This window comes from Aquirufa aurantiipilula, assembly GCF_019923745.1.
Lineage (GTDB): Bacteria > Bacteroidota > Bacteroidia > Cytophagales > Spirosomataceae > Aquirufa > Aquirufa aurantiipilula.
In genome coordinates, this window is sequence record NZ_JAANOG010000001.1 from 237,350 (window position 1) to 258,889 (window position 21,540).

The following is a 21,540-nucleotide window of genomic DNA, read 5'->3' on the forward strand; positions in this document are numbered from 1 at the left end:
AGATTCGTTAGTCTGTAAATTTAATTAAATATATGAAAGTATTTTTTCTAGCCACTAGCCTTATACTCTGTGGATTTGCATCAATCGCCCAAGTAAAAAAAACAAACAATTCCACCTCATCTAGTATTGGCTTCTCAATTAAAGGAAAGATTAATGGAATAGGTAATTCAGAGCTGTATTTAGCCCATTATTTTGGTTCAACACAACAAGTAATTAAAGACACCGCCCAAGCAGATGCTCAAGGGAATTTTGTATTTCAAGGAAAAGATGAATTACCTAAAGGTCTTTATTTAATTAGTTTTTCAAAAAATAGATACCTCGATGTCATCATAGGAAATACCAACTTTTCATTTGAAACAGATACGCTTGATCCAATCAATCACATGAAGTTCCAAAATTCTGCCGAAAACGAGGCATTTTTTGGCTTTCAAAGAGAAATGGGGAAAAGGTATGTGGAACTAAGGAAATTGGAAATGGAAAAAAAAGATCAAGTTCAAATTGCATCCATTCGTAAGGAAATCATTCAATACCAACAATCTTGGTTTGAAAAAAATAAGCTCCTCTTTGTATCTAAATTAGTTAGAGCCACTTTTGAACCAGAAATACCTCCTTTTAAAAAGAAAGTAAGTACTCCAAAAGATAGTACGGAATTTTATCAATATCAGTTTAGTTATTACAAAAAGCATTTCTTTGATAATCTTGATTTGAACGATGAGCGTTTTATTCGTACACCATTTTTACAAAAAAAATTAGAAAAGTATTTTGAAGATTTGGTTGTACAACAGCCCGATTCCATCATTAAAGATACAGATCTATTAATGTCAAAAATTAAAAATAAAGAGGTAAGACGTTATGTTATTTACAAGATTGCGAGTACCTATGAAACTTCCAATATTGTTGGTACAGATGCTGCATTCGCCCATATGGGTGAAAAATACTATGTAGGAGAAGCTTCTTTATGGGATACCACTACTGTTCGTCAAATGAGAGACCGAATTAAAGTGTTAAAACCTTTATTGATTGGAAAGCGAATTCCAGAACTACTATTAACAGACCCTTCCGGTAAAAGACTGACCACAGCCTCAATACCTGGTGAGTATACCTTGGTATATTTTTACGATCCAGAATGTAGCCACTGTAAAGAAGAAACCCCTAAATTAATGGCTCAGGCTAATTATTTTAAATCTAAGAAAATCTCCGTTTTAGCCACTTCAATTGCAAGAAATAAGAAACAATGGACCGATTTTATCAAAGAATATAAAATGGAATCCATTTACAATGGCATTGATATTCATCCAAGTGCTAAATCAGGTAAGGAAGAATACTACACTGATTTTTTACGCACATTTGATATTTATTCTACACCCATTATTTATATCCTAGATAAAAACAAACGAATTATAGGTAAGAAAATCCCAACAGATAAGATCCAAGATTTTATCTCATTTTATGAAAACCGTCAGAAGGAACTGGGAATTAAATAATTTGTCGAATCAGTTCAAACAGACTTTCATTGACGCAAAGTGAATGATAATGGTATCCTTTACTGAGCAAGGGATTAATTCGTTGATCAATAAATACGCTTTGTTGTTTGACTTGTAATTGATTCCATTCTTCCATAGGTAAAGAAAGTACTTGGTTCGTTTCAATGTCTTTGTACTGTAAAATACTACCTATTTTTGATTCCTGGCGTTTTTCACTCTTATCCCAAACATGCAGAATTTTGATGCTATTTTTATTGGCTTTTATTTCTGAAAGACTTCTTAAAAATAGAGCATAGTCTTGATCATTAAATAATAGGTCAGTTAAAATGAAGACAATTTTTCTTTGACCGATAGCACTGACTTTATGGGATAATATGGTAGGAAGCTGGCTAATTTCCTCCAACGATTCACGTTGTAATAATCCCTCTAATTGCTGGTAAATATCGTGTAAATGCCCTTTGGTGTTGGATAAAGGACTTTCCCAAAGTAATTCATTGGAGATGCCAAGTGTGCCAAATTTGTCTCTTTGCTTTTGTAAAATCTTACATAAAACGGCAATGATTTGTATCGATTTATTGATTTTTTCTAGAGTTTCTCTGGGAAAAAACATGGAAGAAGACAAGTCAATAAAAAAATAGGCACTGATGTTCGATTCATCATGAAAGTGCTTGGTGAATAATTTATCGGTTCTTCCGTATAACTTCCAATCGACTTGCTTTAGATTGTCGCCCGTTTGGTAAGCTTTATATTCTTTAAATTCAGATGAATATCCATGAAAAGCACTACGGTGTTTCCCATGGTATAGTTCTTGGCTAATTTCTTCAGCGATTATCGCCAGGGATTTACTTACTTGTTCTTCTGCTACTTTTTTGAGCATGGCTACTTTTCTTTTTACGTTTTTTATTCACTGTACCTTTCTTTTTTCCTTTGATTAAATATGAACGGTGGCGAATATGTCTTTTTAGGCGATATTTCTTTTTATACTTTAATCGAGTCTTTTGGTAATACATCGTACTAAATTTTGGGCTTGTTTCCATTTCCAAATGCTGATAGGGGATAAGCATTTGTTCATTTTCAAATCCAATGATTTTTAATCTGACTTTCGTTAAGCCAACCTTACGGATATTGAGTTGTTTGGCACCTATTTCTGTTAAATCAATGATTCTCCCTGATTTATAAGGACCTCGATCATTGATACGAACAATAACGGATTTTTTGTTCTGTAAGTTGGTGACTTCTACTAAGGTATTAAAAGGATAAATACGATGAGCTGCGGTAAATTCTTTCCTATTAAGTAATTCCTGATTGGCAGTTTTTTTGTTGTAAAAACTGCGAGAATAATAAGATGCTATCCCATAACTTTCATCCCCTAGGTTTTGCGCCTGGACTGAGAAAATGAAGTGATAGATTAGGGTAAATAGTATGATCCTAAACGAAGTCATGATGCAACTTATCAAATTACCCGCTTATTGTGTAATTTTTATACTTATAATTTAAGATTATCTAACTTTTGTACAAAAAAGGCTCATTTTTTGACTGTAAATTTCCTCTATATTTTTTGAGTGATTGAGAATAAATAGTAGATTTACGCATTGTAAAACTTAAATACTTATTTAAAGTGGAAGAAAGAGACAGAGAAGAATTGTTTTCAAAAAGAATTCGTGCGGGTAAAAGAACTTATTTTTTTGATGTTAAATCAACTCGTTCACAAGATTATTACATAACAATAACAGAAAGTCGCCGTCACCAAAAAGAAGATGGGTTTGTGTATGAAAAGCACAAAATGTTCCTTTACAAGGAGGATTTCGATAAATTTATGGATGGATTGAAGGAAGCTGTGGATCATGTGAAGACAGAATTGATGCCAGATGTAGATTTTACTCAATTCAACCGAGATGAAGATGAGTTTGGTGGGTCCGATTTAAAGTGGGAATAAAAAATTACTTGATATTTACGAAAAAGCCGCTGTAGAAACAGGGGCTTTTTTAATTTTTAAGCGTATTTTTGCGCTTCATTTTAAATATGCTATGGGATTAACGTGTGGAATTGTTGGTTTACCCAACGTTGGTAAGTCAACTTTATTTAGTGCTATTTCTTCTAATAAAGCAGAAGCAGCTAATTACCCTTTTTGTACGATAGAACCCAATGTGGGTATTGTTACTGTACCTGATGAACGATTGTCCATTTTGGAATCGTTGGTAAACCCTCAGCGTGTTTTACCTACTGTTATTGAATTTACTGATATTGCAGGTTTAGTTAAAGGTGCATCTCAAGGTGCAGGATTAGGAAATAAATTTTTAGCCAATATTCGTGAAGTAGATGCCATCATTCATGTGGTACGCTGTTTTGTTGATGAAAATATTGTCCACGTAGAAGGTCGTGTCAATCCTGTCAGTGATAAAGAAATCATTGATATGGAATTGCAATTAAAAGACTTAGAATCAGTCGATAAAAAGATATCTAAAACCGAACGTGCCGCTAAAGCGGGTGATGCTAAGGCCAGACAAGAATTGGCAGCATTACAACAGTTTAAAGCAACATTAGAAGCAGGTAAATCTGCTCGCACTTTGGATATGGATCCAGAATTGAGAGCAGCTGCCATAGGAGACTTGTATTTATTAACAGATAAGCCTGTTATTTATGTAGCTAATGTAGATGAATCCGCACTTGCTCAAGGTGGTAATGAATATGTTGATCAATTAAGAGCCAACGTTCAAGCGGAGAATGCAGAAGTGATAGTGGTTTGTGCCGCTTTAGAGGCGCAAATTGCTGAAATTGAGGATATGGATGAGAGAGCCATGTTTTTGGCTGAGTATGGTTTAACAGAATCAGGATTAAGTAAGTTGATTCGTAGTTCTTACTATTTATTAAACTTGATTACTTATTTTACGGCAGGAGTGCAAGAAGTTCGCGCTTGGACTATCCAAAAAGGATGGAAGGCTCCTCAAGCTGCCGGTGTTATTCATACGGATTTTGAAAAAGGATTTATTCGTGCAGAAGTTATTAAATTGTCTGATTATCAAGCCTTGAAGACAGAATTAGCTTGTAAAGAGGCTGGAAAAATGAGTGTAGAAGGTAAAGAATATGTCGTGCAAGATGGTGATATCATGCACTTTAGATTTAATGTTTAAGGATATAACAATTTATTATATCCTAACAACGAATCATGGCGATCGCCTGGTTTTCTAAAATAGACTAATACCTCATAGGTATTTTCGGTTTGTGAGTAATTTCCTTCTAAGGTCGTATTAGGCTTATTACTCACAAACTGATAATTATAAATTCCCTGTTTCAAACGAATTTTCTTGGTATACATCTGTTTGGATGTATCGTATTCCATTAAATTTTCTGAATTTTTTTCAAATTGGTTAAAAGCTCCAACCACATAAATTTGTTCATTGGCTAATTCCTCCATTTTCAATTGAAAATTACACCAGATATAATCTGAGGCAACACTTGAATTGCCATTTTCATAATGGTCAATAACAAAAGAACCATCAAAATCAGGTCTTTGGACATAGGAATAGTTTCCTTGTGGAACTTCCACTTGTGTACTGATTTCAGTAAAAGCATCAGATTGTCGAATACTTCCCACAAAGGTCATTTTCTGTTGTGTACTTGACAAATTGATTAACCTAAATTCATTTCCTCCAGGAATTACATTTTCATTATCGTAAAATGGGAAAGTGATTTTTCTTTCTTGTCCATTGATTTGTGCTCTAGGAATCTTTGATAACCAATTCTCTGTTTGGTAATTTTTTCTCAAAATAATATGTAATCCTTCATCCGAATTTAGCATCAGTTGATTTGGATATAACAATGTCAAATCTATAGCTTGGTGAGTATTTCGAAGATGATTTGGACGAGCAAAAGAAATTTTTGCCGCTACTGTGATGGCATTTTCATACACGGAAAATCGCTTAGTAAATACCGTATCTCGTTTATTTCTTTGGGCATAAACCATGGCAATGAAATTGCCACTGATTCTAACTTTAGGTATTTCAATTTGATAATGTAAATAGGGAATTTTTGTACCAAATGAATTTCTGGGAGATCGAATAGGTACGTCATTAAAATCTTGTAAATACTCAATTTCAGATAAATTGGATGGTTTCCAATCTGCCTGACAATGAATAACTCGAACGTGATAAGTTAAGTTTTTCATTGCTAAATCATCAAATGAGAGTAGATAACTCCCTTGTGATGATAAGTCTATTACAGGATTATCCGTGATGATGGTTTTTTCTTCGGAGCGACTTAAAATAACGGTTTGAACTTCAGGCTTAAATTTTTTATTCTTGATTTGTCCAATTGTGGAGAAATGAATGAATAAAAATAAGAAGGCCACAACCCGGTATATTAACATATTAAGCTAGTAAGGTTTCCCAATCATTCATCACTTCACGTAATTCATCTGTTACTGATTTTAATTTTTCTTCCCAAGTTTTCAATTCTTGAAATTGATTGTTTTGGGCTAAATCAGACATTTTTGTCTCAATTTCTTCCTTCTTGTTTTCCAATTCCATGATTTTAGCCTCTAGCTTTTCAATTTGCTTGGCATTATTCACAACTGGAGGCTTGGGGGCAATCGTTTTTTCAATTTCAGGTTTAGGTTTATCAGCCACTTTTTTATTGCCAGCTGGTAATTCCGCTTTTCTAGTTTCTTGCCAAGTTTCATATTCATCAAAAGATCCTGGGTATTCTTTGATTTCATAATCCTCTAAATACCAGATTTTATTGGCAATCTGAGACACAAAGAATCTGTCGTGAGAAACTACCACATAACTACCTTCATATTGCTGTAATGCTTGAATCAATATATTCACTGATTGCATATCCAAGTGGTTGGTTGGCTCATCCAACAACAAGAAATTAGCTTGAGAAATTAAAACTTTAGCTAATGCTACACGTGATTTTTCACCTCCTGATAGTACTTTAATCTTTTTGAAAACTTCTTCACCTGAAAATAAGAAACATCCTAAGATACTTCTCAATTCCATCTCTGTTTTTGCTGTGCCAGTCGATTTTAATTCATCTAAAAGAGAATTTTCAACTTGCAAACTTTCCAATTGATGTTGAGCAAAAAAGGATTCAATGACGTTATGTCCTAATCTTCTTTCGCCTTCAATTTTTTCTGTCCCGGAGATGATTCTCAACAGGGTCGATTTACCCTTTCCATTTGCCCCAATTAAGGCGATTTTATCACCTCGATTAATTGTAGCAGAAGTATTTTTTAGGATGATTTTTTCTCCATAAGCTTTGGAAATTTGTTCCAAAAATAGAATGAATCTACCTGGTTGAGTACCAAAGTTGAATTTAAAATTAACCTTAGCTTTTTCGTCGATCACATCATCAATGATATCAATTTTATCCAATGCTTTGACACGTGATTGTACTTGACGGGCTTTGGATGCTTTAGCTTTGAAACGCTCAATGAACCGTTCTGTTTGACGTATCTGTGCTTGTTGGTTTTCGTATGCTCCTTTTTGTACTTCGTTTCTAAGCGCTTTTTCTTCCATGTAGAAAGAATAGTTGCCAGGATATAAAGTTATTTTAGCATTGGAGACTTCAGCAATATGATCAATGGTTCTATCTAAGAAATAGCGATCGTGAGAAACTACAACAATAGATCCCTCGTAATCATGTATGTATTTTTCTACCCATTCAATAGAAGGTAAGTCCAAGTGGTTGGTTGGCTCATCCAATAGGAGCAATGCTGGTTTCTGTAATAATAATTTAGCCAACATTACACGCATTCTCCAACCTCCAGAAAATAACCGTAGTGGTCTAGATAAATCTTCCGTACTAAAACCCAGTCCTTCTAATATTTCCTCTGTTTTAGCTTGTATTGTATATCCATCTAAGCGTTCAAATTCCTCTTGTAAATGAGCTAATACATCAATATCCTTGTCCTCATAATTCGTTTCCATCTTGTGCAAGACAGCATCGATTTTATGTTGAAGCTCTAATTGCTTTTCAAATGCCTGCATCGCTACTTCCAAGATACTATCATCTGTTTGATAGGATAATAAATCTTGATTCAGAAAACCGATGGTGCACTCACCTGACTTAGAAATATTCCCTCCATCAGGGGAATATTCACCAGATATTAGGCGAAGTAAAGTGGATTTTCCTGTACCATTGGCCCCGATGAGACCTATCTTGGTTTTAGGTTTGATGTGTAAATTGGCATTTTCGTATAATGCCCGACTACCGAAATAGAAACTTAGATTGGATATGGATAACATAGTGCAAAGATAACCAAACCTTTCTAAACCACAGGTGCAAATGCCAATCGTTTTCTTGCTCCTTCTCCACCTAAATGAGAACAAGCCAATAATTCATGGAAACTTCCATATTTTACGGGGTCTTTATGATAGCCTAGGGACTTGGAAAGGGCTATGGTTCGATTATTATCTCCCATGGAAAATTCAATATCATCCATGGTTAATTGACAAGGATGCTCATAACCACAAGCATGGGTTATTTCACCAATTTCCTTGATTAAGGTATAGTGGTACAAATAATACCTTTCACTTTTTAGAGTTACATCGATACCTGCTTGTAGCCATTTATTGGATGTTGCGATGCCCGTTGGACAATGATTGGTATGGCATTTTTGGGCTTGAATACATCCAATGGACATCATGGCTTCCCTAGCGATGTTAATTGAATCTGCCCCCATGGCAAAGGCCATCAGTGCTTTTTCCGGGAAACCTAGCTTTCCTGAGGCAATGAAAAAGATATGTTCGGTTAATTCTTGTCTTTGAAATATTTGATAGACTTTGGCAAAAGCAAAAGTAAATGGCATGGAAACATGATCCGCAAAAGCATGGGGAGCCGCACCTGTTCCACCTTCTCCACCATCAATCGTAATGAAATCAGGGCCTTTGCCCGTTTTTTTCATGTACAATGCTAATTCTTCCCATTGTTCTAATTTACCGATGGCCGATTTGATTCCTACAGGTAATCCTGTAGCTTCTGCCATTCGTTCAATGAAATCTACCATTTCAGGAATATTGGAAAATTCAGAATGAAAAGCAGGGGAGAAAGCATCTTTACCAATAGGTATGTGACGTATGTCTGCGATTTCTTTGTTTACTTTTGCAGCTGGTAGCATGCCACCTTTACCAGGTTTCGCACCTTGAGATAGTTTTAATTCAATGGCTCTAAGCCTAGGATTTGATTGAACTTTTTCCACTAATTTTTCCATGGAAAATTTTCCATCCAAATCCCTAACACCAAAATAGGCTGTTCCGATATTTAATACAATATCCGCGCCCATTTGATGGTATGGCGACAAAGACCCTTCTCCTGTATTATGAAAACATCCAGCTAAATAGGCCCCTTTATTTAAGGATTCTACGGCTTTTGCCGACAAAGAACCGTAGCTCATTCCTGAAATATTAACCACTGAATATGGGCGGAATGGGCGTTTTCTTTCATGATATGCTCCGATTACTTTTGCTGCTGGAATTACGCCAGGATTTTTTCTAAATGGATGATCCTTCGGTGGATTATAACCCATCATGGCATTTTTTATAAAAATATATCCTGGTGAATTGAAATCTTGATCACTACCAAAACCTTGTAAATTGTTTTCATTTTTTGAAGAAGCATAGATCCAAGAACGTTCTTGTCGGTTAAATGGAAGCTCCTCTCGGTTATTGGCTACGATGTATTGACGAATTTCTGGTCCTATGCGCTCAATCCAATATCGAATATGACCTACAATGGGAAAATTATGAGTGATGGTGTGGCTTTTTTGAATAAAAACATCTCGAATGATAACGACAATCAAAAAAAGGATGATCCAAAACCAAAAGGACTTAGTTAAATCTAATAAAGCTGAAGTTTGCATAATTTGATGAAGTAAAATTCGATGAAACGAATATAGCAAAAGAACGTTGGCAAGCTGTTAAAAGTTTTATTCCCCCATAATATTTTTATCTTTGTACTTTGTTTTTAGACTATGCAAGCAGATTTTAACCGCTTACAAAATTTTGTTGCCTCGGTTTTTGAATCCATAGGAACACCAGAAAATCAAGCACAATTAGCCGCTGAAGTTTTGGTTTCTGCGGATGCACGTGGGATTGATTCACATGGCGTAGCTCGTTTGGCTGGATATGTCCGTTTATTTGATCACGGAAGACTGAATCCTAATCCTAAGATTAAGATTATTCATGAATCTCCTTCGACAGCTGTGATTGATGGGGATAGGGGTCTAGGATTGGTAGTAGCACCTTATGCAATGGAAATTGCTTGCGAAAAAGCTGAAAAAGCAGGTACCGGTTGGATTGCAGTTCGTAATTCAAATCACTTTGGAATAGCTGGATATCATGCTATGAAAGCCTTAGAACATCAAATGATTGGTTGGGCCATGACTCATGCAGCGCCTTTGGTGACACCAACTTTTTCACGTGAAAAATTATTAGGTACAAATCCTGTGGCCATGGCTATACCAGCTTTAACTGAACCAGCTTTTGTAGCTGATTTTGCTTCTACAGCAGTAGCATACGGTAAATTAGAAATTTTACAAAGAAAAGGTCTTGATACTCCCGATGGCTGGGTTCAAGATGCAGAAGGAAAGCCTTGCAATGATGCCTTTGCCATTAAAAATGGAGGTGCATTACTTCCTTTAGGGGGAGATAGAGAGCATGGTTCCCATAAAGGTTATGCTTTGGGAGCTATGGTGGATATATTATCAGGTGTACTTTCTGGAGCCAATTTTGGGCCTTGGGTTCCTCCTTTTGCTACGGCAGGATTTATGTCAGCAGGGGAGACTGTCGGAATTGGAACAGGTCATTTCTTAGGAGCAATGCGCATTGATGCATTCAGACCAGCAGAAGAGTTTAAGCAGGATATGGATAAATGGATACAGCGTTTCCGTTCGGCACAAGCTGTAGAAGGGAAAAAAGTGATTATTCCTGGAGACCCTGAAAGAGAATTAGAACTAGAGCGTAAAGCTCATGGTATTCCATTGTTGGAGCCTGTTGTATTCGATTTACAATCCTTAGCCAATCGATTTAATGTACCTTTTAATATAGCCTAAGATGGTTGATAATAAGAAATTTAAGATATTCATTTTGGTGTTCTCGCTGTTAGCGGCCATGTTTTCCTATTATGTTTGGCAGGTTTTCAAAACACCTAATTTTGATGTAAAAGCTGATAAGCCATTTGTTTTGTTGATTCCTAAAGGTGCTAGTTTTGAAACAGTTTTAGATACCTTGGACAAACACAAATTGGTCAGAGACCAATTAAGTTTTCGTTTTTTGGCTAAAGTATTATCCTATCCAGAGCGCGTTAAAGCGGGTCGTTATTTAATTTATTCTGAAACAGGAAATTTTGAATTACTCAGAAAATTAAGAAATGGTCGACAAGATGCGATTCGTCTAGTGATTAATACTTTCCGGTTAAAAGAAGATTTAGCGGGTAAATTATCTAAGCAATTACCTTTTGATTCAAGTTTTATCTACAAGCAATTAGATTCTAATGCCTATGTGGGTCAATTCGGATTTAACAAAGAAACCGTTCCTTGCTTGTTTATTCCTAATACTTATGAAATCCTTTGGACTTCTTCCTTTGAATCTTTCATGTCAAAGATGAGCAAAGAGTATACTAAATTTTGGACTAAAGAAAGAAAAGATAAGGCTCAAAAATTAGCTTTAAGTCCTACAGAAGTGGGTATTTTAGCTTCTATTGTGGAAGGCGAAAGTAAAAAATCAGATGAACAATCAAGGATAGCTGGTGTTTATTGGAATAGATTAAAAACGGGTATGCCTTTGCAAGCCGATCCAACCATTGTATTTGCCTGGAAGGATTTCACGATTAAGCGTGTAACAGGTAAATACACAGCCATCAGTTCTCCTTATAACACATATCGGTTAACTGGACTTCCTCCAGGGCCGATCTCGATCCCTTCTCCTCAAGTTATTGATAAGGTGTTAAGTCTGGAAAAGCATAGCTACTTGTATTTTTGTGCCAAGGAAGATTTTTCTGGTTACCATTCTTTTGCTAGCACATACGAAGAGCATATGCAAAATGCTAAAAGATACCAAAGTGCATTAGATGCCTTAAAAATTAAATAAGATGTATAGTCACGCAGTAACTTATCGAGTTTGTTATGCCGATACGGATCAAATGGGATATGTTTACTATGGTAACTATGCTCGTCTATTTGAAATTGCAAGAGTAGAGACCTTGCGAAGTTTGGGAGTTAGTTATAAGGATTTAGAGGATCAACAAATTGGTTTACCGGTATATGAGAATTATTCCAAATTCTTAGCCCCAGCTTATTACGATGAGCTATTGACTATTGAATGTACTTTATTGTCTTTACCCCAAGTTCGAATTCAATTTTCTTATCGAATATTGAATTCTAAACAAGAATTGATCCATGAAGGTAAAACCACTCTAGTTTTCATGGATATGAAACGACAAAAAATGGTGAAGGCCCCCTATTATTTATTGGAGGTTTTGAAGCCATATTTTTAATATGAAAAAAAGTATACTCCGTGAACTTAAACTTATTTGGAAAGAACTGGAGGAACACTATGTCCTAGCCAGAATTCTAAGTATTCTTTATCAAAAGATATTTCAATTTGATATAGATGTACGCGCTGCAGCTGTTGCATACAATTTCACCTTAGCCTTTTTTCCAGCGATTATATTTCTTTTTTCTCTTTTAGCCTACTTACCCATTGATCATTTGGATGTCAAAATGATTGGTTTTTTAAAGGGTTCTATCCCTAAAAGTATGTTAAAAGATTTATCTGAATTGGTGGTTGAGTTGGTGAGTAATAAAAGGGGAGGAGTACTATCTTTTGGATTTATTTTGGCACTTTATGCCTCTACTAGCGGTATCATGGCATTAATAAGGTCATTTAACTTAACCTATAAAACCAATGAAAACCGCGGTTATATCAAAGAAAGGGTGATTGCAGTGGCGTTGAACTTTTTATTAACCTTTGTGCTCATTACCGCTTTTTTGGTTTTTATCGTGGGGAATTTAATCGTTCATAGTTTAGCCAATCGAGGTTTAATCAATTATGACTTTACCTTTTATTTTATCAAAATTTTAACCTATTTCGTCATATTCTCCGTATTCTTTTTAACAATTTCCATCATTTATTTTTATGCCCCAGCCATTCATAAACGTTGGAAATTTTTTAATGCTGGGTCTATTACAGCTTCTATTTTAACGATTTCCATTACTAACGTATTCTCTTATTATTTAGTCAATTTTGCTAGTTACAATAAGGTGTATGGTTCCATTGGTTCCTTAATTGCTCTGATGGTTTGGTTATACTTTTTCGCACTTATTTTGTTGGTTGGTTTTGAAATAAACGCCAGTATAGATCAAGTTAAAATTGAGGATAATGAACAAGAGCCAAATGATTTCTTTTTCCCACCTTCTCGACTAAAAAATGGAAGCTCAATTGATTAAAATTTACGAGAAGAATAATTCTGCTGCGCTCATTGAACAAGTGGTTCAGGTATTGAATAAGAATGGCGTGATTATTTATCCGACTGATACGATGTATGCGTTGGGTTGTTCCATACAATCTCCGCAAGCTATTGCTCGTATTTGTGAAATCAAGCAAATAAAGCCCACTAAAAATAGATTTTCTTTCATCTGTGCGGATTTGAGTTCCATTGCGAATTTTGCCAAGGTAAGTGATTTCGCCTTTAAGACTTTAAAGCGCTATTTACCAGGACCTTACACCTTTGTTTTGCCAGCTAGTTCTAAAGTTCCTGCTGTATTAGTTCAAGGCAAGAAAACGGTGGGAATTCGTATTCCAAACTATTTACCAATTTTAGAGATTGTAAAAGCTCTAGGTCATCCTTTATTGACAACAACGCTTCCCCAAGAAGGATTGGATATAGAAGATTATACAGATCCAAGTTTGATATTTGATACGTATAAAAGTAAGGTTGATTTAGTGCTGGATGGTGATTTTGGAGGTTTATTACCTTCTAGCGTGATTGATTTACAAGACGACGAAACAGAGGTAATTCGAGAAGGTGCTGGAGATTGCTCGGACTTTCTTTAATTCCATTTAATCGAAATCTGCTCTGGTTTTTTATGTTTCCATCTTCGATGAGACCATAAATATTGTTCAGGAAATTTGATGATTGATTTTTCTAATCTTCTGGCAAAGCGCTCAATGATTTCTCCATTGGGTAAATTTTCAAAACTTGGTTCAGCCAAAAGTTCATATGTCATGGAATAATATCCTCTTTTTTTGCGAATTAATTCAGCAAAAACTACGGGATATTGATATTCTCTTGCAAAGCGTTCCATGCCAGTAAAAAAGGCTGTATCTTGATTCAAAAAGCTAGTCCAATAGGCCGATTCCGGCTTTTGAGGTGCTTGGTCAGCTGCTAAACAAATGACTCTGGGTATCTTTTTTCGATCTCTGGTTAAAATAACAGATTCACGTTTTTCCATTAAAACGATATTCCCAAATTTTTGACGAACTTGTTTACTAAACTCGTTGAAAGCAGGATTATTTAATTTTTGATAGACGATATCATTGGTGTTTTTAGTTAAAGCTAAGCGGTGAATCGCCCATTCCCAATTGCCTTGATGACCTGCTACTAAAATTACCGGTATTCCTTGGTTCAGGTAGTTTTGGACAATTTCAGGATTATTTAATTCAACGCGCTTTAGTACTTGACTTTCCGTTAATGAAACACCTTTAAAAAATTCCAATAATTGGTCAGTCAAATAACCATAAAATTGAAAGGCGATTTGATTGATTTCTTTTACTGATTTTTCAGGGAAGGAGCGACTTAAATTTTCCAGAATAACCTTTTTACGGTAAGAAATTAAACCATAAAATATCCATTTTAACGTATTAGCTAATCCGTAAAGGATAAATAGGGGAAATCGACCTAGCAGCTTGAAGAAAAACATCATTTGAAATCTGAAGTAATTGGCTTTAATCTATTAATTTTACAAATATCCGATTAATTTTTGGGAATGCGTATTGAGATCCACTATTTACCCAGTATAGAATATTTTACCCTACTTCTTTCTCAGGAGCAAGTTCAATTCGAAGTCCACGAACATTTTCAAAAGCAAACCTATCGAAATAGAGCATTGATTTTAGGTGCTAACGGAGTAGAAACATTAACAGTTCCCATTCAGCATGTGCATTCTGGAAAAATGTTGATGAAAGATGTTCGCATTGATTATGACCAAAACTGGCTTAGAATTCATCAAGGCGCTATTCAGGCTGCCTATGGAAAAGCGCCATATTTCGAATATTTTGAGCCATATATATGGTCAATTTTTGCGAAAAAATTAAATTTTTTAGTAGATTTAAATATTGAATACTTGGAATTGTTTGGACGAATTTTAGGTAAAAAATGGAATTATTCTCTTTCAGAATCGTTTGAAATAGAAGATAAAGATGTATTTTGGAATCATATCCTAGCCAAGCAAGATTGGCGAGAAAGAAATGTTTATCAGGAATTGGCTTATCCTCAATGTTTTGGTAATACATTCCAACCAAACTTATCCGTGTTGGATTTGTTAATGAACCAAGGCAGGGATGCAAATTTGATTTTAAATCAATTGAACAAAAAATGAACAAATAGAACGGTGTTCTTGTTCTCGGCATAAAAATAAATTATATGGAGGCTAAGTTTTCAAATAAAGTGAAAGAAGTGATTTCTCTAGCAAGAGAAGAGGCCTTACGTTTAGGACATGATTACATTGGGACTGAGCACCTGATGCTAGGAATGATTCGTGATGGAGAAGGTCCAGGTATTGATCTATTATTAAAGTCTGGTGTTTCCTTAGATCAGTTAAGGCAAAGTATCGAACATTCAACGGCTTCTACGAGTCGCTCATCTTTTGATAAGCAAAATATGTTGAACATACCTTTGACCAAGCAAGCGGAAAAGGTGTTGCGTTTGACCTATCTAGAAGCAAAATATTTCAAAACCAATTTAGTTGGTACGGATCATTTATTGATGGCCATTTTACGAGATGAGGACAATGTTGCCACGCAAATTTTAGAAAAATACCAGGTTTATTACGATTTAATCAAGGAAATGGTTGAGTTTCAAAATGGGGCTGGTCAGGAAAATTCTCCTAAGTCAAGTTCAGATACAGACGATAATGATGATGACAGTCGCTTGTATTCCTCTGGTTCAGGTGGATCTACGGGCTCTGGTTCAGCGTCTTCAGGAACTAAAAGTACAGAGAAAAGTAAGACTCCTGTATTAGATAATTTTGGTCGTGATTTGACAAAAATTGCCGAAAATGGCAAATTGGATCCTATTGTAGGTCGTGAAAAAGAAATTGAGCGCGTTGCTCAAATCTTGTCGCGTCGTAAGAAGAATAATCCGATTTTAATTGGAGAACCTGGTGTAGGTAAAACGGCAATTGCTGAAGGATTAGCGCTGAGAATCATTCAAAAGAAAGTTTCTCGCGTCTTATTTGGTAAGCGAGTGGTAACGCTTGATTTAGCTTCTTTGGTGGCAGGTACAAAATACCGTGGTCAGTTCGAAGAGCGAATGAAGGCGGTAATGAATGAATTAGAAAAATCGACGGATGTTATTTTATTCATTGATGAATTACATACCATTGTTGGAGCTGGTGGGGCATCGGGTTCCTTGGATGCTTCTAACATGTTTAAACCTGCTTTAGCGAGAGGGGATATACAAGTTATTGGAGCTACAACCTTAGATGAGTACCGCCAGTATATTGAAAAAGACGGTGCTTTGGCTCGTCGTTTCCAAACGGTAATGGTGGATGCTACTACTGTGGATGAAACCATTGAGATTTTACATAATATTAAGGACAAATATGAAGAGCATCATCATGTAATTTATACTCCTGAATCAATTATTTCTGCTGTAAAACTTTCAGATCGCTATGTTTCAGATCGATTCTTGCCAGATAAAGCAATCGATGTAATGGATGAAGTGGGAGCTCGAGTACACATTTCCAACATTAATGTTCCTGCAGATATTGTTGCTTTGGAATCTCAAATTGAAATTGTCAAGAAAGAGAAAAATCAAGTAGTAAAATCACAGAAATATGAGGAAGCCGCTCAATTACGTGATCGTGAAAAGAAATTAATTGATCAATTAGAGCAGGCCAAAAATATTTGGGAAGAAGAATCTAAAAAGCAAAAATTCACTGTTACGGAAGAACATGTAGCAGAGGTAATAGCTCAAATGACAGGTATTCCAGTGAACCGAGTAGCGGCTAAAGAAGGAGAGAAACTGTTATTAATGGAACAAGAAATGTCCAAGCATGTTATTGGACAAGGAGATGCCATCAAAAAATTAGTTAAAGCCATACAACGTACGCGTGTAGGTTTAAAAGACCCTAAAAAACCTATTGGGTCTTTTATTTTCCTAGGGCCTACGGGGGTTGGTAAAACTGAAATGGCCAAGGTTTTAGCTTCTTACTTATTTGATAAAGAAGATGCTTTGGTACGTATTGATATGAGTGAATACATGGAGAAATTCAGTGTATCTCGCTTGGTTGGAGCGCCTCCAGGATATGTTGGTTATGAAGAAGGAGGTCAATTAACAGAAAAAATTCGTAGAAAGCCATATTCTGTGGTGTTGTTGGATGAAATTGAAAAAGCACATCCTGATGTGTTCAATTTGTTACTTCAGGTATTGGATGATGGTATTTTAACGGATGGTTTAGGCAGAAGAGTTGATTTTAGAAATACAATTATCATCATGACATCCAATATTGGGGCACGTGATTTGAAAGATTTTGGGTCTGGAATTGGATTCTCTACTAAATCGAGAATGGATAATATTGAAGAGCATGCAAAATCAACGATTCAAAATGCGTTGAAGAAAGCTTTTGCTCCTGAGTTTATTAATCGTTTGGACGATATTATTGTATTTAATTCATTAGAACGAGCAGATTTACATCAAATCATCGATTTAATGTTGATTAAATTAAAAACTCGTTTGAGCAATTTAGGATATACGGTAACTTTGACAGACAAAGCCAAGGATTATATTGCTGATAAGGGATACGATCCACAATATGGAGCTAGACCTTTGAACCGTGCTATTCAAAAATACTTGGAAGATCCATTAGCTGAAGAGATTTTAAAAGGACCTTTAGCGGAAAATGAAATTATCGAAGCAGATTTTGAAGAGGGCGCAACAGAAATAGTTCTAACAAGAAAAACCAATTAAAAAGATTAAATCATTTGTATGAAATTAGTTGAAAACAAGGTTGTATTAGTAACAGGAGCATCTAGAGGTATTGGTCGTGCCATTGCTACCTCATTTGCAAAATCGGGTGCTAATGTGGCCTTTACCTATCTGTCTTCCGTAGAAAAAGGTGAAGCACTTGAAAAAGAATTAGCTGCTTTTGGAATACGTGCTAAAGGATATCGTTCGGATGCGTCACAGTATGTAGAATCAGAGGAGTTAGTGAATTCAGTTTTAGAAGATTTTGGCTCCATTGATGTATTAATCAATAACGCAGGTATAACGCGTGATGGTTTGTTGATGCGTATGAGTGAAGAACAATGGGATGAGGTAATTCGGGTCAATCTGAAATCTGTTTTCAATTTAACGAAGGCTGTTATTAAGCCCATGATGAAAGCTAAGTCGGGTTCTATCATTAATTTAACTTCTATTGTAGGTATAAAAGGAAATGCTGGTCAAGCTAATTATTCAGCTTCAAAAGCAGGTATTATTGGTTTTACAAAGTCAGTAGCCTTGGAATTAGGATCAAGAAACATTCGTTGTAATGCCATTGCTCCTGGTTTTATCGAAACAGAAATGACAGGGGAACTGAATGAAGCAACAGTTGATGAATGGACTAAAGCTATCCCATTGAAAAGGGGTGGTCAGGCAGAGGAAGTAGCTAATGTTTGCTTATTTCTAGGTTCTGAACTATCATCTTATGTGACAGGTCAAGTATTACAAGTTGATGGGGGTCTTTTAACTTAATGCATCCTATTCTCTTGAATTTATGGCTAAGCTCAGTTCCCCTTTGGGTGGGATTGAGCTTATCTTTTTTAACAGGATTAGGGTATTATTGGTTTCAACTCGGAAATCAGAATCTTCGTATTTTCACCGGATTGCAGGCCTTTTTAAGAGGGCTCTTTTTAGTCGGAATAGTACTTTGTTTTTTCCCATGGAAAATAACAGTTGAAGAATCAAAAAATCTTCCATCTAAGGTTCTATTGATATTGGATGATTCTCAATCAATGAATCAGCCTCATTTTGCTGATTTTATTCAAGATATTTATCAGGAACTTAAAAGTAAGCATCAAACTTCGAGTGAGTTTAAATATGTAGGCTTGAATAATCCTATTTCTTCGATTAAAGAAATAATTCCTCGTGGGACTGTTTCTTCTTGGGCTAAGGTGCAAGAGTTAATTCGAAAAGAAAGTAAGGGTTACCAATTAGCTCAGGTTTATTTTGTATCAGATGCTCAATTGAGTGATTTAGAGAGTCCCATTCATCGAGGTCCTAAAATTCATGTAGTTCCATTTGGTAAAGAGAAAGTCCAAGAGGAAATTGGATTGAATTTCCCTACAAAAACATTGATTTCAGTCCCAGGAGAACAAATTCATGTGCCAATTTCTGTTTGGTCTAACCTTAGTTCAAAACAAAAGTCACCGAATATTCAAGTGTTGTTAGATGGAAGGATAATTCAAACGTTGAAAGCCCCTAATGGCATTTGGAAAGCTTTTCAACAAGTTGATTTAGCGTTAAGTGAAAATAAAATAGGGAAGCATAAGGTACAGGTAAGAATAGAAAATAATGCAAGTGTCGCTCAAGGATTTACTTGGGTTATTCAGGAATTTCAGGCTTCTGTAGAGGCATTTGCCATGGCGCCCAATCCTAATTTAGGTGTTATTAATCGGGTTGCAGAAGATGCTAAAATCAAACTGCATTGGAATTTTGGTTCTATGGCGACAGATCTACCTAAATCGGATAATTATTTGTTTTACGGAGTGCTTCCAAAAGATCTACCCAAGGATAAGTCTGTTTGGTATGTCAATATTCCATCTGAATTAAAGAAAGATTGGCCTCAGTTTGAAGAATTTACGCATATTGGAAATTATTTTTCTAGTGTTTGGAAGAAGAATTCAGAGCAAAGAACTAGCTTATTAAGTTCAAATACTTCACTATGGAAGGAACAAATGGCTGAGATGAAGAATACGGGTTCTTATCAGCTATTGGATTCTAGTTTACACGAATTGTTTAAGATTAGTTTTTTGCGACAAGCAGATGATTTAGTTTCTGTCGAATTAGCGAATTCGCAGATTTCCTTAGGAGAGGAGCTCGTTTTTGAGGTCAGACAATTGAATCTTGATCTTGTACAAGCAAAAAATGTGCAAATGCAGTGGAATATATCAAGTTCACAATCAGCAAAGCAATTTGTTCGTCCTCTGATTGAGGCACACCAGATTGTGACTTATAAGCCTAATATGGCTGGAAAATATCAATATCAAGCCAAATTAACGTATCAAGGAAAGGAATTGGAATTTAATGGAGAATTTCTAGTTGACGATAGTAATCCTGAAAAGGAAATTGGTCGAAATAATGCTGCCTTACAAGTTTTAGCTCATCATGAAAATGTGGATATTTTAGAGGCAAAAGAAATAAAAAATCAAGTTGTTAATACTAATGAGCTAATAAATGAAGTTAGCTTAAAGGAAATCAATGTATGGGAATGGCCCTATTTTGGGGTTTTGATGTTACTAATTTTGGGATTGGAATGGGTTATTCGAAAGAGTTTAAATCAATTATGAGGTATTTATTTGTTGGTCTATTGGCATTTTTAAGCATTTCTTGTCGCAAAGATGTGCTGCTGCCATCCAAACCAGCTGTTTATCAAGAAAAATTTACTCCATTAACACCTAGTTTTACGCAAGTCGACTTTGAGTTTAATTATGATACTTTGCAAAAGTGGATGCAATTGCGTCCAGGGAAAACATTATTTAAAACGGGGACAGATGAATCCATTGTTGGCTTTCCTTTGCAAGTAAATTTATTGAATTCTGTAAAAATTCAAGGAAATAATGATAAAACGTTAAACCTGAAATTACCTATTAGTTTTACCGCTGAACCTAGTTTAGCTGGTTTTTCGGCGGGTAAGGTAAATGGTCAAATGGATGTAACTGTTCAAGCGGATGTTTTGACCAAGCCAATTAATGCCTTGTCTGTTCAGCAAATTAAATATGCATACCAATGGAAAGAAAAGCCTAGTTTACGTGTAGCAGGATTTGGTGTAAATGTGTCATCTGTCATAGATCGACTCTTAGCTAGTAAACAGGAGCAATTGACAAGCCAATTAACCTCTCAGATTAATCAATCACTTCAGGTGACTAATTTGGAAAAAATGTTGAGTAAGGCAATTCACAGTATGCCCGTTGCTGATTTTTTGTTGCATCCTACGGTTAATCAAATAGCACTGGATAAATTCATTTTAGGGACTAATTCAATTCGTGGAACGGTTTTTGTTAATTCTTCCTTGGTTTTTACTAATGTGTTTGATAATCGAGTGTTACAACAAAATGCCATTAAATTGATTTCTAACACGCCATCCTTGTCTGAATCAGGGGCTCCATTTTCTGTGCAATTAAGCTGGGAATATCTGAGGTCAATGGTGGAGACACAAATGAGAAATGCTACCAAACAAGTTAATTTAACTTTGACATTACAGACAACAGATACTCGATGGATACATTGTACAATTGTTGGATATAAAGGAAAGGAGAGTTCATTTAGTTTTGATTTTATTCCTGTTTTACTGGAAGATAATAAAATGAGTATTCGCTTGGTTTCAAAGGAATTATCAGGCCTACGTTTTCCGTCGAAATTATTTAAAAAACAGGTCGTTAACAGATTGGAAAGGAATTTGAATCAATTTAATATTGACCCTATGCTGTTTATTGATCGTTCTAAATGGATGAATTCAGGGATGATTGAATCTGATATCAATATTCGTTTGGATAGTTTGCTTTGGAATCAAGAAGTCTTGAATGTACAAGGTAAAATCCAGGGTAAATGGTTGATAAGGAAATAAATACTACCTTTG

Annotated in this window: 19 protein-coding genes; 13 read left to right on the forward strand and 6 right to left on the reverse strand. The window is 35.5% G+C overall.

What is annotated here, in order from left to right:
- Positions 1 to 32: 32 nt before the first annotated feature.
- Complete coding sequence (locus G9H60_RS01040) at positions 33 to 1,484, forward strand: TlpA family protein disulfide reductase (RefSeq protein WP_223142263.1); 1,452 nt, start codon at positions 33 to 35, stop codon at positions 1,482 to 1,484.
- Here G9H60_RS01040 and G9H60_RS01045 read toward each other — a convergent pair.
- Together G9H60_RS01045 and G9H60_RS01050 are read right to left on the reverse strand one after the other, a co-directional pair.
- A complete protein-coding gene (locus G9H60_RS01045) occupies positions 1,477 to 2,361 on the reverse strand; it encodes a DUF58 domain-containing protein (protein ID WP_223142264.1) in 885 nt (294 codons plus the stop codon). The two genes, G9H60_RS01040 and G9H60_RS01045, sit on opposite strands and share 8 nt — an antisense overlap.
- Complete coding sequence (locus G9H60_RS01050) at positions 2,327 to 2,926, reverse strand: septal ring lytic transglycosylase RlpA family protein (protein ID WP_223142265.1); 600 nt, start codon at positions 2,924 to 2,926, stop codon at positions 2,327 to 2,329. The genes G9H60_RS01045 and G9H60_RS01050 overlap by 35 nt, the downstream gene beginning before the upstream one ends.
- Positions 2,927 to 3,102: 176 nt before the next feature.
- On the opposite strand from G9H60_RS01050, the gene G9H60_RS01055 reads away from it, so the two are divergent.
- Positions 3,103 to 3,420, forward strand: coding sequence for a DUF3276 family protein (locus tag G9H60_RS01055; protein ID WP_109322876.1), 318 nt, complete (start codon positions 3,103 to 3,105; stop codon positions 3,418 to 3,420).
- Positions 3,421 to 3,511: 91 nt separating this feature from the next.
- Positions 3,512 to 4,615, forward strand: coding sequence for a redox-regulated ATPase YchF (gene ychF, locus G9H60_RS01060; RefSeq protein WP_223142266.1), 1,104 nt, complete (start codon positions 3,512 to 3,514; stop codon positions 4,613 to 4,615).
- Here the strand turns inward: ychF and G9H60_RS01065 are convergent.
- The 3 genes from G9H60_RS01065 to G9H60_RS01075 are packed head-to-tail and all read right to left on the reverse strand — an operon-like array spanning position 4,612 to position 9,345.
- Positions 4,612 to 5,832 carry a type IX secretion system plug protein gene (locus tag G9H60_RS01065; RefSeq protein ID WP_223142267.1) on the reverse strand — a complete coding sequence of 407 codons (1,221 nt, stop codon included), beginning with the start codon at positions 5,830 to 5,832 and terminating at the stop codon, positions 4,612 to 4,614. The two genes, ychF and G9H60_RS01065, sit on opposite strands and share 4 nt — an antisense overlap.
- 19 nt (positions 5,833 to 5,851) lie before the next feature.
- Positions 5,852 to 7,732 (reverse strand): ABC-F family ATP-binding cassette domain-containing protein, encoded by a 1,881-nt coding sequence (locus G9H60_RS01070; protein WP_223142268.1) that lies wholly within the window; start codon positions 7,730 to 7,732, stop codon positions 5,852 to 5,854.
- A gap of 23 nt (positions 7,733 to 7,755) precedes the next feature.
- Positions 7,756 to 9,345, reverse strand: coding sequence for an FMN-binding glutamate synthase family protein (locus G9H60_RS01075; protein ID WP_223142269.1), 1,590 nt, complete (start codon positions 9,343 to 9,345; stop codon positions 7,756 to 7,758).
- A 111-nt stretch (positions 9,346 to 9,456) separates the two neighbouring features.
- Here G9H60_RS01075 and G9H60_RS01080 point away from each other — a divergent pair, with 111 nt between their 5' ends.
- Genes G9H60_RS01080 through G9H60_RS01100 form a run of 5 tightly spaced genes read left to right on the forward strand, consistent with a single transcriptional unit; the run spans position 9,457 to position 13,537 of the window.
- A complete protein-coding gene (locus tag G9H60_RS01080; RefSeq protein ID WP_223142270.1) occupies positions 9,457 to 10,536 on the forward strand; it encodes an Ldh family oxidoreductase in 1,080 nt (359 codons plus the stop codon).
- Between the two features lies 1 nt (position 10,537).
- The gene (mltG, locus tag G9H60_RS01085) at positions 10,538 to 11,572 is read left to right on the forward strand and encodes an endolytic transglycosylase MltG (RefSeq protein ID WP_223142271.1); all 1,035 of its coding nucleotides are present in this window, start codon (positions 10,538 to 10,540) and stop codon (positions 11,570 to 11,572) included.
- A gap of 1 nt (position 11,573) precedes the next feature.
- Positions 11,574 to 11,978: an acyl-CoA thioesterase gene (locus tag G9H60_RS01090; protein WP_223142272.1), complete on the forward strand. Its 405-nt coding sequence runs from the start codon at positions 11,574 to 11,576 to the stop codon at positions 11,976 to 11,978.
- A gap of 1 nt (position 11,979) precedes the next feature.
- On the forward strand, positions 11,980 to 12,930 hold the full coding sequence (locus G9H60_RS01095; RefSeq protein ID WP_223142273.1) for a YihY/virulence factor BrkB family protein: 951 nt from the start codon (positions 11,980 to 11,982) through the stop codon (positions 12,928 to 12,930).
- On the forward strand, positions 12,911 to 13,537 hold the full coding sequence (locus G9H60_RS01100) for an L-threonylcarbamoyladenylate synthase (protein ID WP_223142274.1): 627 nt from the start codon (positions 12,911 to 12,913) through the stop codon (positions 13,535 to 13,537). Before G9H60_RS01095 ends, G9H60_RS01100 begins: the two co-directional genes overlap by 20 nt.
- Here the strand turns inward: G9H60_RS01100 and G9H60_RS01105 are convergent.
- Positions 13,534 to 14,406, reverse strand: a complete 873-nt coding sequence (locus G9H60_RS01105) for a lysophospholipid acyltransferase family protein (protein ID WP_223142275.1) — start codon at positions 14,404 to 14,406, stop codon at positions 13,534 to 13,536. The genes G9H60_RS01100 and G9H60_RS01105 overlap by 4 nt on opposite strands.
- 63 nt (positions 14,407 to 14,469) lie before the next feature.
- Between G9H60_RS01105 and G9H60_RS01110 the strand changes: the two genes are divergently transcribed.
- Genes G9H60_RS01110 through G9H60_RS01130 form a run of 5 tightly spaced genes read left to right on the forward strand, consistent with a single transcriptional unit; the run spans position 14,470 to position 21,528 of the window.
- On the forward strand, positions 14,470 to 15,081 hold the full coding sequence (locus G9H60_RS01110) for a WbqC family protein (protein WP_223142276.1): 612 nt from the start codon (positions 14,470 to 14,472) through the stop codon (positions 15,079 to 15,081).
- A 44-nt stretch (positions 15,082 to 15,125) separates the two neighbouring features.
- On the forward strand, positions 15,126 to 17,672 hold the full coding sequence (locus G9H60_RS01115; protein ID WP_223142277.1) for an ATP-dependent Clp protease ATP-binding subunit: 2,547 nt from the start codon (positions 15,126 to 15,128) through the stop codon (positions 17,670 to 17,672).
- A gap of 18 nt (positions 17,673 to 17,690) precedes the next feature.
- Positions 17,691 to 18,437, forward strand: a complete 747-nt coding sequence (gene fabG / locus G9H60_RS01120) for a 3-oxoacyl-[acyl-carrier-protein] reductase (protein WP_223142278.1) — start codon at positions 17,691 to 17,693, stop codon at positions 18,435 to 18,437.
- Positions 18,437 to 20,251, forward strand: coding sequence for a hypothetical protein (locus G9H60_RS01125; protein ID WP_223142279.1), 1,815 nt, complete (start codon positions 18,437 to 18,439; stop codon positions 20,249 to 20,251). Before fabG ends, G9H60_RS01125 begins: the two co-directional genes overlap by 1 nt.
- The gene (locus tag G9H60_RS01130; protein ID WP_223142280.1) at positions 20,248 to 21,528 is read left to right on the forward strand and encodes a DUF4403 family protein; all 1,281 of its coding nucleotides are present in this window, start codon (positions 20,248 to 20,250) and stop codon (positions 21,526 to 21,528) included. The genes G9H60_RS01125 and G9H60_RS01130 overlap by 4 nt, the downstream gene beginning before the upstream one ends.
- Positions 21,529 to 21,540: the final 12 nt, after the last annotated feature.